Source organism: Klebsiella grimontii (assembly GCF_042137965.1).
In the GTDB taxonomy this organism is placed as follows: domain Bacteria; phylum Pseudomonadota; class Gammaproteobacteria; order Enterobacterales; family Enterobacteriaceae; genus Klebsiella; species Klebsiella grimontii.
Genome location: NZ_CP169721.1, coordinates 3650745 through 3667170, shown reverse-complemented (window position 1 = coordinate 3667170; position 16426 = coordinate 3650745). Strand labels below are relative to the sequence as shown.

Genomic DNA, 16426 nt, shown 5'->3' with positions numbered 1-16426 from the left:
GGGAATCCTTGTAAAATATTTTAAAGTTTAAAAAAATAATTGTTTTTTCTCATGTCATTTATATGACTAATATCACAGATATTTTTCGGGTAGCGCTTGAAAGCAGGTTTGGTGATATAGGAAATGTATTATCCATAATTTTATCTTCATTGTAATAACCGTGAGTAACGATTTTAATTATAGCCTTAATTAACATTTTAAAATGTAAGCTTATTATTTTAACTGGTTGTAATTTAATGTTTTTTATTTATTTCAGAATGTAAATCATCTGTTTTCCTTTAACCTTGCGGGACGCCGGGAACTGGTATATCTAATAAGGTGCATAATTAAGAATTATCTCATACCTCTGACTGCGTCTTCATCTCAAGGGTGCAACCTGATGAAAAATATAAATGTGACAGTGAAAGAAACAGGTGTTGAATACACCGTTGATGGCAATCAAATTAATCTCAATACGCAGTCAGTGGTTCTCCTGCACGTTAAACGTGAGGATATAAGTTCGTATACCCGCCAAGGTAATGATCTTGTTCTAAAACTCCATAACGGTGACACCGTTACAATTAAAAACTTTTTCGTTGTGGATGAGCATGGGCAGCACAGTGATTTGGTTCTTATGGATGATGAGACCGGCGCATTATGGTGGTTGGAAGGCGCGGGTACCGATGGAGCACACTATTCGCTGATTAGCGATCTTTCAGAAGTCATCGCGACCGGTGGCGCAGGACAAAGTATTGCTGGTTGGGTCATGGCGGGCGCGGCTTTGCTGGGCATTGCGGCGATGTTCGCCGGCACCTCAAACAAAGACCACCACTCTTCGGTCTCTGAAAGCGACTCAGATGCTGATAGTGACTCGGACTCCGATAGTGATACGGATTCGGACAGCGATTCGGACTCCGACAGCGACTCCGATTCGGATAGTGATTCGGATTCTGACAGCGACTCCGATTCAGATTCAGATTCAGATTCAGATAGTGACTCTGATAGCGATGGCGACTCCGATGCCGATAGCGATTCGGATTCTGACAGCGACTCAGATACCGAGTTACCTACCGCGGCAGAGAATATTACGGTGAATGACAATGTCGGTCCCATCACCGGCGTTCTGCATTCTGGAGATGTAACCGACGATACGACCCCAGAGATTAAAGGAACGGCAGAAGCAGGGGCAACAATAACGATTTACGACGGCGATACCGTACTAGGTACTGTCGTGGTGGATGAGAATGGCAACTGGAGCTTCACTTTACCGGAGCTGAGCGAGGGGACCCACAACCTCAGCGCGACGGTGACCGACAAAGCCGGGAACGTCAGCGAGCGTTCACCGGCGTTTGAGCTGACGATAGATACCACTGCGCCCGCTGCCAGCGCTCCACAGGTAACCGATGACGTAGCTGAGCACACTGGTCCGCTGCAGAGCGGAGATCTGACCAACGACACCACGCCGACCCTGAGCGGCACAGCGGAAGCGGGCGCTACGGTCACGATCTATGACGGCGACACCGTGCTGGGCACCGTGATTGCGGGTGTTGACGGGCGCTGGAGCTTTACTCCGGAAGCGCTGGCCGAAGGTAGCCACAGCCTGAGCACCACGGTGACCGACAAAGCCGGGAACGTCAGCGAGCGTTCACCGGCGTTTGAACTTACGGTGGACACTACGGTGGTGCCGGTCAGCGATCTGCAGGTGACTGATAATGCAGGTGAAGAAACAGGCATTCTCAACAACGGCAGCGTAACGGATGATGATACGCCGACCCTGAGCGGCACGGCGGAAGCGGGTGCCACGGTCACAATTTATGACGGTGATACCGTCCTGGGCACTGCGATAGCGGGCGAGGATGGCCGCTGGAGCTTTACCCCGGGAGCGCTGACCGAAGGTAGCCACAGCCTGAGCACGACGGTGACCGACAAGGCCGGGAACGTCAGCGAGCGTTCCCCGATATTTGAATTGACTGTCGATCTCAGCGATGACTCGGATTCCGACAGCGATTCGGACTCCGACAGTGACTCGGATTCGGACAGCGACTCCGATTCCGACAGCGACTCTGATAGCGACAGCGATTCGGATTCAGACAGCGATTCTGATTCGGACAGTGACTCCGATTCCGACAGCGATTCTGATTCGGATAGTGACTCTGACTCCGACAGCGATTCAGACTCTGACAGCGACTCTGACTCCGACAGCGATTCTGACTCGGACAGTGATTCGGATTCTGACAGCGACTCGGACTCTGACAGCGACTCGGATTCGGACAGCGATTCCGATGCCGACAGCGACTCGGATTCGGACAGTGACTCGGACTCTGACAGCGACTCGGACTCTGACAGCGATTCCGACTCTGACAGCGACTCCGATTCCGACAGCGATTCGGACTCTGACAGCGATTCGGATTCCGACAGCGACTCTGACTCCGACAGCGATTCTGACTCGGACAGTGATTCGGATTCTGACAGCGACTCGGATTCGGACAGCGATTCCGATGCCGACAGCGATTCGGATTCCGACAGCGACTCGGATTCTGACAGTGACTCGGATTCAGACAGCGATTCCGACTCTGACAGCGACTCGGATTCGGACAGTGACTCGGATTCGGACAGCGATTCGGACTCCGACAGTGACTCGGACTCCGACAGCGACTCGGATTCTGACAGCGATTCTGACTCCGACAGCGACTCAGACTCTGACAGCGATTCAGACTCCGACAGTGACTCGGACTCTGACAGCGACTCCGATTCCGACAGCGACTCGGACTCTGACAGCGATTCTGACTCCGACAGCGATTCTGACTCTGACAGCGATTCTGACTCTGACAGCGACTCGGATTCGGACAGTGACTCGGATTCGGACAGTGACTCGGATTCGGACAGCGATTCGGATTCCGACAGCGACTCAGACTCTGACAGCGACTCGGATAGCGACAGCGACTCGGACTCTGACAGCGACTCGGACTCTGACAGCGACTCGGATTCTGACAGCGACTCGGATTCTGACAGCGACTCGGATTCCGACAGCGACTCGGATTCCGACAGCGACTCCGATTCTGACAGCGACTCTGACTCCGACAGCGATTCCGATAGCGATAGCGACAGCGACTCCGATTCCGATAGTGACTCGGATAGCGACAGCGACTCCGATTCTGACAGCGATTCTGACTCCGACAGCGACTCCGATTCGGACAGCGATTCGGACTCCGACAGCGATTCCGATTCGGACAGCGACTCGGATTCAGACAGCGATTCCGATTCCGACAGCGATTCCGACTCTGACAGCGACTCGGATATTCCGCAGGCCAACGCGGATACCAATACTGCGCTGATCTCTGAGAACCATGACAATCTCGATGGTGTAAACGGTACGATTACCCAGTTGACTGGCGTGAACTTGCTTGGCGTAGTTGATGTTTCGCTGCTTAGCGGCAACAACTTTGACTTTACCGTCGCGAGTGGAACGACTCAGGATGTGGTGCTGGATATTTCCGGCGGGACAACGCTGAGTTCGGCGGCACTGATCAATACGCTGCTGCTTCTGCTGGGCGGTACCGATACCTTCCAGGCCGATCTCGCGGTGGTGAATACGGCGACCGGCGAAGTGGTTGCGTTGGCGTCGAATGCGGTGACTATCACGGCGGGAGGCGTCAGCCTGGATTACAGCGGTGGCGCCAGCTTCAGCGATCTGCCGGAAGGTAACTATACGGTGGTGATCTCGTCGCCGACGAATACCGGACTGCTGCCGACGCTGGTGAACTTCCTGGCAAATATCAGCGTGGTGACCGCGGTGGATGTTGCGGTAACCGATTCCGTAGGATACGAGTCCGCGATTATCAGCGGTAACGTCCTGCAGACGGATGCTGGCGGGGATGTTGGTGATATCGGTACGGATATTACCGTGACTAGCATCATTGCGACTTCGGTGCCGGGGGCAACGGCGGAAACGGTTAGTTCAGGTGGAACGATTGTCGAGGGCGCCTACGGTACGCTGGTGATCTATGCCGATGGTTCTTACACCTATCACGCGACCGGGGACGCTGATTCTGTCGGCCAAACGGAGGTCTTTACCTACACCATTACGGATGCGGATGGTGATACGGCTACCACGACGCTGACTATCAATATTGGTCTGGCTGATGATACGGATAGCGATGCGGATTCGGACAGCGATTCTGACTCTGACAGCGATTCCGATTCTGACAGTGATTCCGACTCTGACAGCGATTCGGATTCGGACAGCGACTCGGATAGCGACAGCGATTCCGACTCTGACAGCGATTCGGATTCCGATAGCGATTCCGACTCCGACAGCGACTCGGATTCTGACAGCGATTCCGATTCCGACAGCGATTCGGACTCTGACAGCGACTCCGATTCCGACAGTGATTCTGACTCCGACAGCGACTCGGATTCTGACAGTGATTCCGACTCTGACAGCGATTCGGATTCGGACAGCGACTCGGATAGCGACAGCGATTCTGACTCTGACAGCGACTCGGATTCTGACAGCGATTCCGACAGCGACTCGGATTCGGACAGTGACTCGGATTCCGACAGTGATTCGGACTCTGACAGCGACTCGGATTCTGACAGCGATTCCGATTCGGACAGCGACTCGGATTCTGATAGTGACTCGGACTCCGACAGCGATTCGGATTCCGACAGCGATTCGGATTCCGACAGCGATTCTGATTCGGATAGTGACTCGGACTCCGACAGCGATGCGGATTCGGACAGCGATTCCGATTCGGACAGCGATTCTGACTCTGACAGTGACTCGGATTCCGACAGCGATTCGGACTCTGACAGCGACTCGGATTCTGACAGCGATTCCGATTCGGACAGCGACTCGGATTCTGATAGTGACTCGGACTCCGACAGCGATTCGGATTCCGACAGCGATTCTGATTCGGATAGTGACTCGGACTCCGACAGCGATGCGGATTCGGACAGCGATTCTGACTCTGACAGCGACTCCGATTCTGACAGTGACTCGGATTCCGACAGTGACTCCGATTCTGACAGCGACTCTGACTCCGACAGCGACTCGGATAGCGACAGCGATTCTGATTCCGACAGCGATTCGGATTCTGACAGCGATTCGGATTCAGACAGCGACTCCGACTCCGATAGCGATATCGAGGCTGTACCGGATAGCAACAGCCCGGATGTGGTGACTCAGGACGGAAACCTGAATAACGTCAGCGGCACCAGCGGTCAACTGGTTGGCCTGACGCTACTCAGCACCGTCGATGTCTCGCTGCTGTCGGGCAATAATCTGCGCTTTAGCGTGGGTTCCGGAACCGTTGAGGATATGACGGTGTCGGTGAACGGCAACTCGCTGCTCACGGCGAGCGGATTGCTGACCACCATCGTCAACCTGCTGGGGGCTGGAAACACCCTGAGCGCCGATCTGTCGGTGGTGAATACGGTCACCGGCGAAGTCGTGGCGATTGCGGAAAACAGCGTCTCTATCTCGGCGAGCCTGCTTGGCGGGCTCACCTATAGCGGCACGGCGTCCTTTGCCAATCTGCCGGCGGGCGACTACACCATGATTATCTCTGCACCGGAAAGTAACGGCGCCCTGGTATCGCTGATCAACGCGCTGGCGGAGGCTCAGGTAGCAAGCTTCGTCAACGTGGACGTGACGGACTCCGTTGGCTATAGCGTCGGCGCCATTGAAGGAAACGTGCTGGACAACACCGCCAGCGGCGATATGCAGGACAGCGGCCAGGGCATCACGGTCACCAGCGCGGTATCGGACTCCGTTGACGGATCGACCGCAGTGACCGTGACCAGCGCTGGCGTCAACGTCACGGGGGCTTATGGCGTACTGACCATTCACTCTGACGGCAGCTATAGCTACCAGTTGACCAAAGGCGGAGCCGCTGTCGGTCAATCGGATGTCTTTAGCTACACCATTACCGATGCAGCGGGGAATACATCGACCACTTCTCTGACGATCAATATCGGAGGAAATATCGAACCGGCGCAGGCCAATCCGGATGCGCAGGAGACGGACCTGACCGCGACGTTCGATAATCTTAATGGCGAAAGCGGTACCGTCGGACAACTGGTCGGCGTCTCGTTACTCGGTAACGTCAATGTAGGTTTGCTTAACGGCAATAGTTTTGACTTTGACGTCGCCGCCGGCGCGAACGAAAAAGTGCTGCTCACTGTCTCGGGGAGCACTGGCCTGAGCCTGGGCGCGGCCTTGAGCACGTTGCTGAGCCTGCTGGGCGGGGCATCGTCCTTTACGGCGGATCTCTCAATCGTCGATAAGGCGACCGGCGAAGTGGTGCAGGTTCTGACCAACGCCGTCAATATTAATGTTGACGGACTGGGTCTCAGCCTGGGCTACAGCGGCGGCGGCTGGTCCTCAATGTTACCTTCAGGATCGTACACGGCGGTGGTCTCTTCACCGAATACCGGCGGCCTGTTGGGCGCGTTGCTGGACCTGAACCTGGGCACCTTTATCAACGTGTCGGTCACCGACTCTGAGGGCTATCACACCGACAGCCTGACGGGGAACGTCCTGCAAAGCGATGGCGACGGCGACGTGGCGGACTCCGGGGTAAATATTAAGGTGACCAGCGTCACCGCCACCTCGGTTATCGACGCCGATCCGGTGGCGGTCACCAGCAGCGGAACGACGATAGCCGGTGCCTGGGGATCGCTGACCATTCACAGCGACGGTAGCTATACCTATCAGCCTTATGGCGGAGTGAATAGCGTCGGCCAATCGGAGGTCTTTACCTACACCATAACCGACAGTCTGGGCCACACGGCGAGCACGACGCTGACGTTCGATATCGACAGCCCGGCTTCGCTGGCGGTGAATGACGTGGTTGCGCTGAACGTGGCAACGGCGCTGGCAACGGTGAATGTTCCGGCGATTGACACCACGGGGCTGAACACCAGCGGTAAGTCGAGCGGGAGCGGAGTATCAGCGAGTAAGTTGATTAACTTTAGCGTGGGGGCCGATCGCGAAATGGATACCCTCTCGGTGAATGTGAACTACACCGCGAGTGGCTCAGTGGTCAATACCGTCAGGATTGACAGCACGGTCAGCATTTATCACGTACTCAGCGATGGCAGTAAGGTCCTGGTATGGCAAGGGACGCCGACAGAAAGCTTGACCACGATTATCGGCGCCACAGCTAGCGCTACGGATACGCTAACGCTAACGGGTGTGGCATTGAGCGAAGGAAATTACGAGATGGTCCTGGCTTCTAAAGCTACTGCCACTCTGGATAATTTCGTCACCACACCACCGAACTATACGGTAGGTGCAACGATCGCCGGTACGACGATCGATACCGCAACGCATTATACGGTGGCAGGAACCAACGTCAGCGGGAATATCCAGAACGGAAACAACTCGGGCGGTACGGAAGATTTCCATGGCGTGCTGTATGCCTCATACACCGTCGCCGGACATACTTCCTCTGGCAGTGCCGAATCATGGACCTTCCACAGCAACGGCAGTATCACCACCAGCGACGGTAGTAGCGTAAGCGCAACCAGCGTCACAATTTACGGTGACTATGGCAACCTGACGATGGCGAATAATGGTTCTTATACCTACAGTCTGAATGCAGGTCTGGATGTGTCGACAATCACCCATAAGGAGGTCTTTGCCTACACGGTGAACGACAGCAATGGCGGCTCTTCCGCGGCGACGCTGACCATCGATCTGCATCCGCAGATTACCGGCAGCGTGAACGGCGACGATATTCACAGCACCGCTTATGACGATACCTTCACCCTGGGTATCGGGGCCGACACGGTGGTTTACAACCTGCTGGCTGATGACAATAGCGGCGGCAACGGCGGCGATACCTGGAAGGATTTCTCGGTTGCGCAAGGGGATCATATCGATGTGTCGGCGCTGCTGGTTGACTGGGATGGTAACAGCAGCAGCCTGGGCAACTATGTGACCCTGAGCTACGTTGGCAATAACACGGTGGTATCCATCGACCGCGACGGCGGGGCCGGAGACCATCAATCAACAACCTTAATTACGCTGGAAGGGGTGCATATCAATTCGCTCAACGAGCTGATTGATACGAATAACTCCAACTAACAGGCGTTATAACGCTGATGGCGCAGGGACGCGCCGTCGAGGTTATTTAATAGGGGAGGAATGAATCGGTCAGTGAACCGGGAGATAGCCGACTATCATTTAATAAAAATAATGATGCGGAAATGATTATATCCGTTTTTTCAGTGCGTGTTTTCTGAAGGGTAAATTTGATGCGTCTATTTAAACAAAAAAGGAATGTCATAACCTGCGGCTATACAGCCCTCTTTATTTCTTTGAATCCGGCGTTTTTTGCTCATGCGGAAAATTCATATTTGATGCCGAATGATATTAGCAGCCAGCGCTTAACCGATAGCCAACTGGTGGCGGGGTATAACGAAGAGATTATTAATAGCCAAAGCCGAATATCCGGCCCGCTGGATATTAAAAAAGCGGTAAAAAATGCGGTAAACTGGCATCCATCTATAACCCAGGAGGTGAGTAAACTCCAGGAGATGGCGCAGAAAGTCGACGTGGCGAAAGCCAAATATTACCCGCAAGTTAGTGCGGGTATGAATAATGGTTATAGTAATACCTATTCTGATGCCGGATATACGCCATCGTTGGTCGTCTCGGTATCGCAAATGCTTTACGACTTCGGCAAAGTGTCCAGCTCGGTCAGAGCCGCAGACTCCGGCGTTGCCCAACAGCAGGCCACCGTCATGCTGAGCATCGATCAGGTCGCTCATGACACCGCGGCGGCGGTAGTCCAGGTTCAGGGCTATCAAAAGCTGGTGGACATCGCCAAAGCGCAGGTCGAGTCGCTCAAACAGATTGGCGATCTTATTCGCCAGCGCAACGATGCGGGGGCGTCGTCTTTATCGGACGTCGTGCAGACCGACACTCGCGTGGAAGGCGCGCAATCCACGCTCCTGCAATATCAGGCGGCCCTTGAGCGCTGGAAAGCCACGCTCGCGACCTACATTGGCATCGGCGGAATCGCCACGGTAACGGATGACGTCCCGCAGGGGATGGATGCCGCCTGCGCGGTAGTCAAAATCGATTACCGCTCAGTGCCTGCGGTATTAGCGGCGCTGGCCCAGGCCGGCCAGGCGCAGGCGCAGCTGGATAACGCCAACGCGCAAATGCTGCCGACGATTTCCCTTGAGCCGGAAGTTACCCACTACCTCAACGATAACTACGCCAACAGCGCGGTGCTCAATAAAACGCAATATTCCGCTTGGGTGAAAGTGCAGATGCCTATCTATCAGGGCGGGGCGATGACCGCCTCCCGCGACGCCGCCCAGCAAAGCCTGGCGGCGGCGAATGCGGCGATCAAAACCGCGCAACTGGACGCCAGCCAGAAGCTCAACGCCTCGCGCGATGAAGCGGTTAATCTGACTCAGTCGCTGGGTATTCAGAAGCGCCAGCAGGCGTTGGGCGAACAAACCCGGGCGCTGTATCAGGATCAGTACCTTCAGCTCGGTTCGCGCCCGCTGCTGGATCTGCTCAACGTCGATCAGGAAATTTACCAGGCCAGATTTAGCCAGGTCCTGACGGAATCGCAACTGCGCTCTCTGGAGCTGGACTGCCTGTTCAGCACCGGCAAGATGCGCACGGTGTTCGCGCTGGAAAAACAAAATATCCAGGGCGTGGAGATCCGCCCATGACCCCACAAGATGAACGCGCCGGGATACCGCATCTGATCGACTGGTCCAATGCGATAGCCTTTATTGCCAACCACTATCGACAAAGCTTTTCGCCCGGAACGCTGCATGCCGCCGCCGAGTGGGCGACGCAGAAAACCCTGCCGGAGGCGCTTCGGCACCTGGCGCGCCACGCCGGGCTAAACTGCCAGATTTTATCCGCCGCCGATCAGAAAATGTCGGCCTGGCGGCTACCGCTAGTCATCCAGCTGCGCGACGGCCAAATCGCCGTGGTTGAAAGCGTTGACGTCAATAACGCCGTTGGGGTGCGGTTTGTGAAGGAGCTCGCGCTGCTCAGCTACTGCCCGCTGGAAACCCTGCTGCCGGAAATTGAAAAGACCATTGCTTTTCGCCCGGCGGCGCCGGAAAGGGATATTCGCACCGAGAGCTATCTGGCCCGCTTTCAGCCGGACTGGCTACGCAAAATTGTACTGAAAGATATTCGCCCCTATATGCACGTGATGCTGGCGTCTTTCGCTATCAACGTTCTCGCGCTGAGCGGAATTCTGTTTTCGATGCAGGTTTACGATCGGGTGATCCCGGCGCAGTCTTATCCCACGCTTTATGTTCTGTTCAGCGGCGTATTGCTGGCGGCGGTCTTTGCTTTTGTGCTGAAAATTATGCGCGGGCACGTCACGGATCTGCTCGGCAAACGCGGGGATATTCGCGTTTCTGACCGGGTCTTCGGCCACGCGCTGCGCCTGAAAAACAGCGCGGTGCCGCGCTCGACGGGGAGCTTTATTTCGCAAATCCGCGAGCTGGAGCAGGTGCGAGAAATGATGACCTCGACGATGATGACCATCGTGGCGGATTTACCGTTCTTTCTCCTGTTTCAGGTGGTGCTGTTTATTGTCTCGCCGTGGCTAAGCTGGATTGCGCCGGTGGCGACGGTCCTGATGATCCTCCCCGGCCTGCTATTGCAGCGCAAGCTGGCGGCGCTGGCCAATAAAAACCAGCACGAAAATACCTTACGTAACGCCATCCTGGTGGAAAGCATCCAGGGATTGCAGGACATCAAAATGATGCAGGCGGAAAGCCGTTTCTTGCATCAGTGGAATAGCTATATCGCGATTACCGCCGAGTCGGGGGTCAAAACGCGCAGGCTCACCCACGGCCTGGTCAGCTGGGGAATGTCGGTGCAAAACCTGCTGTACGCCACGGTGGTAGTGGTCGGCGCGCCGCTGGTGATTAATGGCGACATCACCACCGGGGCGATGGTGGCGGCATCGATGCTATCGACCCGCATGGTGGCGCCGATGACCGCGCTGTGCGGGGTACTTGCCCGCTGGCAGCAGGTGAAAACGGCGAAGGCCAGCCTCGATACGCTGATGGCGCTGCCGGTCGAAGGGGGGCAGGACGAACCCCGGGTTCACCGCGCCGTGCTGCACGGCAACTACGAGTTCCGCCAGGCGGAATTCCGCTACGGCCTTAACGACGCCGCCATCCCGCTGCGGATTAATCAACTGTCGATAAAAGCCGGGGAGAGAATCGCTGTTCTTGGACGAATCGGCGCCGGTAAATCGACCTTGCTGCAGGCGATGATGGGCAACATCGAGCTGGTCTCCGGCGAGCTGCGGCTGGATGATTTAAGCCTGCCGCAGATCGACCTCGCCGATATTCGCCGCAACGCCACCTTGCTGACCCAGGAGGCGCGGCTGTTCCACGGCACCCTGCGCGAGAACCTGATCCTCGGGCGTCCGGCGGCGACGGATGATGAAATCTTCTCGGTGCTTACCCTGTGCGGCGCGCTGGAGTTCGTGCGCAAACTGCCTCTTGGTCTTGAACACGTCGTTATGGAAGGCGGGTTGGGGCTGTCAGGCGGCCAGCGGCAGTCGCTGCTGCTGGCCAGAACGCTGCTGCGCGATCCGAACATTATCCTGCTCGATGAGCCGACCTCGTTTTTCGACGAGCGAACGGAAAAAGCTTTTGTGGAACAGCTGGCGCAGTGGGCCGGTGAAAGAACGATGATTATCGCCACGCACAAAGCGGCGGTGCTCAATATCGTTGACCGGATCCTGGTTATCCAGGACGGGCAGCTGGCGCTGGATAAACCCAAAGCGACGGTCTTTGAACAAGAGAAAGCCCGCGGTCAGGTGGTGAATATATGAGTAAATTTCCCTTACTGGCCGACAACGACCCGGTGGCGCTGCTTCCGGAGAGCGAACAAGACGAAGCGCAGATCGTAAAATCGCGGCGGCTGATTCTCCTGCTGGCCGTGATGCTGCTGGTGGGCGGCGTCTGGGCATGGTTCGCGGTGCTGGACGAAGTCTCAACGGGCACCGGGAAAGTGATCCCCAGCTCCCGGGAGCAGGTAATACAAACCCTCGACGGCGGTATTTTAACCGAGCTGAACGTGCGGGAAGGTAGCAAGGTACAAGCCGGACAGGTCGTGGCCCGCCTCGACCCCACCCGCAGCGAATCTAACGTCGGCGAAAGCCAGGCGAAATATCGCGCCTCGCTGGCGGCGAGCATTCGTTTAACTGCCGAGGTCAACAATCAGCCGCTGGCGTTTCCCGACTCCCTGAAAGCCTGGCCCGCGCTGCTGGCGGAAGAGACTCGCCTCTACCATAGCCGCAAGGAGCAGTTGAGCAAATCGACGCGCCAGCTGGACGAGTCGCTAAAACTGGTCAATAGCGAACTGGCCATCACCGAAAGGCTGGCGAAAACCGGGGCGGCGAGCAACGTTGAAGTGCTGCGTCTTCGCCAGCAGGTCGCGGATATCAGTTTTAAAAAGATCGATCTTAATACCCGCTATTTTGTTGACGCGCGTGAACAGCTGTCAAAAGCCAATGCCGACGTGGCCAGCCTGGCGGAAGTGATTAAAGGCCGCGCCGATTCGGTCACGCGCTTAACCGTTCGCTCGCCGGTGCAGGGGATCGTAAAAAATATCAAGGTCAACACCATTGGTGGGGTTATTGCGCCCAACGGTGAGCTGATGGAAATTGTTCCGGTAGATGGCCGGTTATTAATCGAAGCGCGGATTTCACCGCGCGATATCGCTTTTATTCATCCTGACCAGCAGGCGCTGGTGAAAATTACCGCCTATGATTATGCCATCTATGGCGCGCTTAACGGCGTGGTGGAAACCATATCGCCGGATACAACCCAGGACGAAGCTAAACCCGATATTTACTACTACCGGGTGTTTATTCGAACTGACTACGATTACCTGGAAAATAAAAGCGGCAAGCGCTTTTTAATCGGCCCGGGAATGATTGCCACCGTTGATATTAAGACCGGGGAAAAAACGGTCATGGATTATCTGGTCAAACCGTTTAATCGGGCAAAAGAAGCATTAAGAGAACGTTAATTCGATGGCTGACCTGTGCCGGGCTGATATATCGGCGCAGCGTCTTCCCCGGCTTGCGCTACGCTTAGCCGGGCTACGGATTCACAGCCGTCTGCGAGCCGGTAGCCCGGACAAGGCGCGTTAAGCGCCGCCTCCGGGGAGTGTGCCGGGCAAAGACATAAGCGCAATTTCCAAAACGGGTTGAAATAATAATTTTTAAACATGCAACGCATTCTTGAATATACGGAGAGGGAAAGATGGCGCTAAGTGACTTACTGCAACAAGCCTGCTTTCAGGCGAAAAAATTAAAATCCACCGAATTGCCCTCTGACTATCCGGCATGGGTCATCTTCTTCAGCGTCAGCGATGGTAAGTCACGCGCGCATACTCATATCTCCAGCGGAACCAGCTTTGACCTCGCGTGGCTGGCGGGGGCCAGAGCGCTGCAGGAGTGGCGTAAAAAACAGGACAGCGAACCGCAGTGGCTGCGGATTGACATCGTGGACAGCGTGGAAAAGCTCAGCTGGCAATCCCTCAACGAAAAATTCATGGTCACCAAGCGTAACTATTTTCGCTTTGGCCTCGCGTTTGATCCGCAGTTTAGCTGCGCGATGCTTGAGCAAGAAATTACCGGTAACGCGCTGCTCTATGACGGGGATAACGGCGTCGTGGCGCCGAATAGCGTCAATCTGGAAAACTACGCCCAGCGGCGGTTTAAGCAGACGCTGAGCTGGCCGCAAGATCCGCAGCAGCCGCTCTGGCGCTTTAAAACTCAGGGCGTCTTCTGCGATCGTTTTGGGGCAAAAGTGATTGAACACACCGGACGGGGTTCCGGCTATCGCGTCATCGGGGAAGAGTGGCAGGACGAGTGCCTGGCCGAGGTGATTAAAAAAGGCACCGATTATCTGGCCCGCCAGGTAAAACAAGACGGCCTCTACCATTACGGCTGGTTTCCCTGTTTCGATCGCCCGGTCCGCTCCTATAACGCGCTGCGCCATGCCAGCTCGACCTATTCGCTGATCGAGGGCTGGGAGGCGACGCGTCAGCTGTCGGTTCGTCAGGCGATAGACCGGGCGATTGCGTACCTGGTTAACACGCTGATTGAAGTGCGGACGCTGGACGATGGCCGCGAGGCGGCGTTTCTCTGCGATGTGGGCGATGAGATCAAGCTCGGCGGCAACGCCGTCAGCATCCTGGCGCTGGTGAAATACACCGAAACGACCGGAGACCGGCAATATCTACCGCTGATGGCGCAGCTGGCGACCGGCATTGCTTTTATGCAGGATCCGCTCAGCGGCCAGTTTGTTCATGTATTAAATAGCCGCGATCTGTCGCTGAAAGCCAAATTCCGCATCATTTATTACGATGGCGAAGCGGCTTTTGCCCTGATGCGCCTGTACGGCCTGACCAACGCGCCGCAGTGGCTGGAGATGGTGGAGAAAGCCTTCGCCTATTTCATTAAAAATAAACACTGGCAGCATCACGACCACTGGTTGAGCTACTGCGTGAATGAATTGACCCGCTTCCGTCCGCAAGAGAAGTACTTTCGCTTTGGCCTGAATAACGTGCGCGATCATCTTGATTTCGTGCTGCATCGCGTCACCACCTATCCCACGCTGCTGGAATTAATGATGGCGGCGTCTGAAATGGTGACCCGGCTGGACGCCTCGCCCGAGCATCGTCATCTGCTGGCGGATTTTGACCAGCAGAAGTTCTGGCAGGCGCTGGAGGCCCGCGCCCGCTATCTGCTGAACGGCTTTTTCTGGCCCGAGCTGGCGATGTTCTTTAAAAATCCCGCGCGGATCGTTAACAGCTTCTTTATTCGCCACCACAGCTACCGCGTGCGTATCGATGATGTTGAGCACTATCTTTCCGGCTTTATCGCCTACCAGAAATACCATTTAGCGGCAAAAAAGCCGCCGCTCCAGCAGGACGACACGCAGCCGGCGAATAGCGCGACCCCCGTGTTTTTGCTGGAGACGCTGCGTGACGTCGGCAACGGTATTGAGGTGGCGGCCATGCGCCGGGCGAAACTGTTCACCGAACATCTGCGCACCGTACCCTGGCTGATTACCGCGACGTGGAATCCCGAACTCTCCACGGCGGTTAAGGCGCTGAAAGCCCGCGGCGCGCTGCCCGAAGAGGTGCCGGTTTATAACCTTTATGCCTGGCTAAGCGATTGTCTTGAGCTGAATGCGATCTCTGCGCTGGCGCCGCTGGTGGGCAATATTGAGCTCAGACATGCCGTGAATCCCACCGCGGATCTACCGGTGGGTAAACACAACTTCCTGCTGCGTCCGCAGGGGAGAATCATCGAAGACTATATTGATCGCGCCGGCAATATTCTGCTGCGCAAAAGCTTTGACGAAAAAAAGGGCAACGTGCAGCTAAGCCATCTTGAAATCGCTCTGCCGGGAGGGGACGTTAAACGCTTTGCTCAGGAAGAGGCGTTTTATGCGTGGATGCTGGAAACCCGGTTGGCGGAAAAAGGGCGCTGGCACTTTATCGTCGATAAAAATAAAACGTGGAAAAGCTTCGTTTGCTCACGGCCCGCCCAGCGTATGGCCTGCACGCTGAGCGCGATTATCCACTCCCATCATCAGTTGTCTAACGGGGCGCTGAAAAGCTCATACCGGCATATCCTGGAACAGCCGGAACTCGTAGACCAGCTGATTGTCCTGACCGATGAACAGTGGCAGGACCTGCAGCAGGAGGGATTTCCGGCCGCCCGGATGGCGGTGATCCCCAACCATCTCGATAACGGCGCTATACCGGCGAACCCGCAGAAGACGCCTTCGCAAACGGTCATTTACCTGGCGCGCTACTCGGAAGAGAAGCAGCACGCTTTACTGCTGAGCGCGTTTCGTCAGGTGGTGAAGGCGATCCCCGACGCGCAGCTGCACACTTACGGGGTAGGGCCGCTGCGGCGCAGCTTAAGCGCGCAGGTGGCGGAGTGGGGGCTGGAGCAGGCTATCCATATCAACGGCTTCACCTCCGACATCGCGCAGGCGCATAAAACGGCCTGCTGCACGGTGCTTTGTTCGACTCAGGAGGGGCAGTCCATTTCCGCCGTCGAGGCGATGGCATACGGTACGCCGCTGATTAGCTTTGCCATTAAATATGGCCCGCGCGACATCCTGCAGGACCGGCAGGCGGGGATTCTGGTGCCCTGCGGCGATGAGGGCGCGCTGGCGGCGGCGATGATCAAGGTTATCTCCGACAAGACGCTACAGCAAAGTATGCAGCAGGCTGCGCTGCGCAACGCGCAACGCTACTACGCCAGCGCGATCGCCGGACGATGGGCGGCATGGCGGCAGGCAAGCGAACGTCAGCTGGATACCGGGACGGAGCTGGAGAGCAGGCCGGAAAAAAAGCGTCATCAGGCGGCTAACGTTGGATAACCGTCAGCGCCTTTTCCCTTTG

General features: G+C 56.1%; 5 protein-coding genes. All 5 read left to right on the top strand.

The window, feature by feature from the left end:
* The first annotated feature begins 379 nt into the window (after positions 1-379).
* The 5 genes from ACE3MN_RS17320 (at position 380) to ACE3MN_RS17300 (ending at position 16404) form a co-directional block, all read left to right on the top strand.
* On the top strand, positions 380-8071 hold the full coding sequence (locus ACE3MN_RS17320) for a BapA/Bap/LapF family large adhesin (protein WP_375364117.1): 7692 nt from the start codon (positions 380-382) through the stop codon (positions 8069-8071).
* A 170-nt stretch (positions 8072-8241) separates the two neighbouring features.
* The gene (locus tag ACE3MN_RS17315; RefSeq protein ID WP_102650283.1) at positions 8242-9678 is read left to right on the top strand and encodes a TolC family outer membrane protein; all 1437 of its coding nucleotides are present in this window, start codon (positions 8242-8244) and stop codon (positions 9676-9678) included.
* The gene (locus ACE3MN_RS17310) at positions 9675-11822 is read left to right on the top strand and encodes a type I secretion system permease/ATPase (RefSeq protein WP_004871548.1); all 2148 of its coding nucleotides are present in this window, start codon (positions 9675-9677) and stop codon (positions 11820-11822) included. The genes ACE3MN_RS17315 and ACE3MN_RS17310 overlap by 4 nt, the downstream gene beginning before the upstream one ends.
* Entirely contained in the window at positions 11819-13024 is a 1206-nt protein-coding gene (locus ACE3MN_RS17305; protein WP_004131043.1) for an HlyD family efflux transporter periplasmic adaptor subunit, read from the top strand. Before ACE3MN_RS17310 ends, ACE3MN_RS17305 begins: the two co-directional genes overlap by 4 nt.
* Before the next feature lie 236 nt (positions 13025-13260).
* Positions 13261-16404, top strand: a complete 3144-nt coding sequence (locus ACE3MN_RS17300) for a glycosyltransferase (RefSeq protein WP_064342418.1) — start codon at positions 13261-13263, stop codon at positions 16402-16404.
* Positions 16405-16426 lie beyond the last annotated feature (22 nt).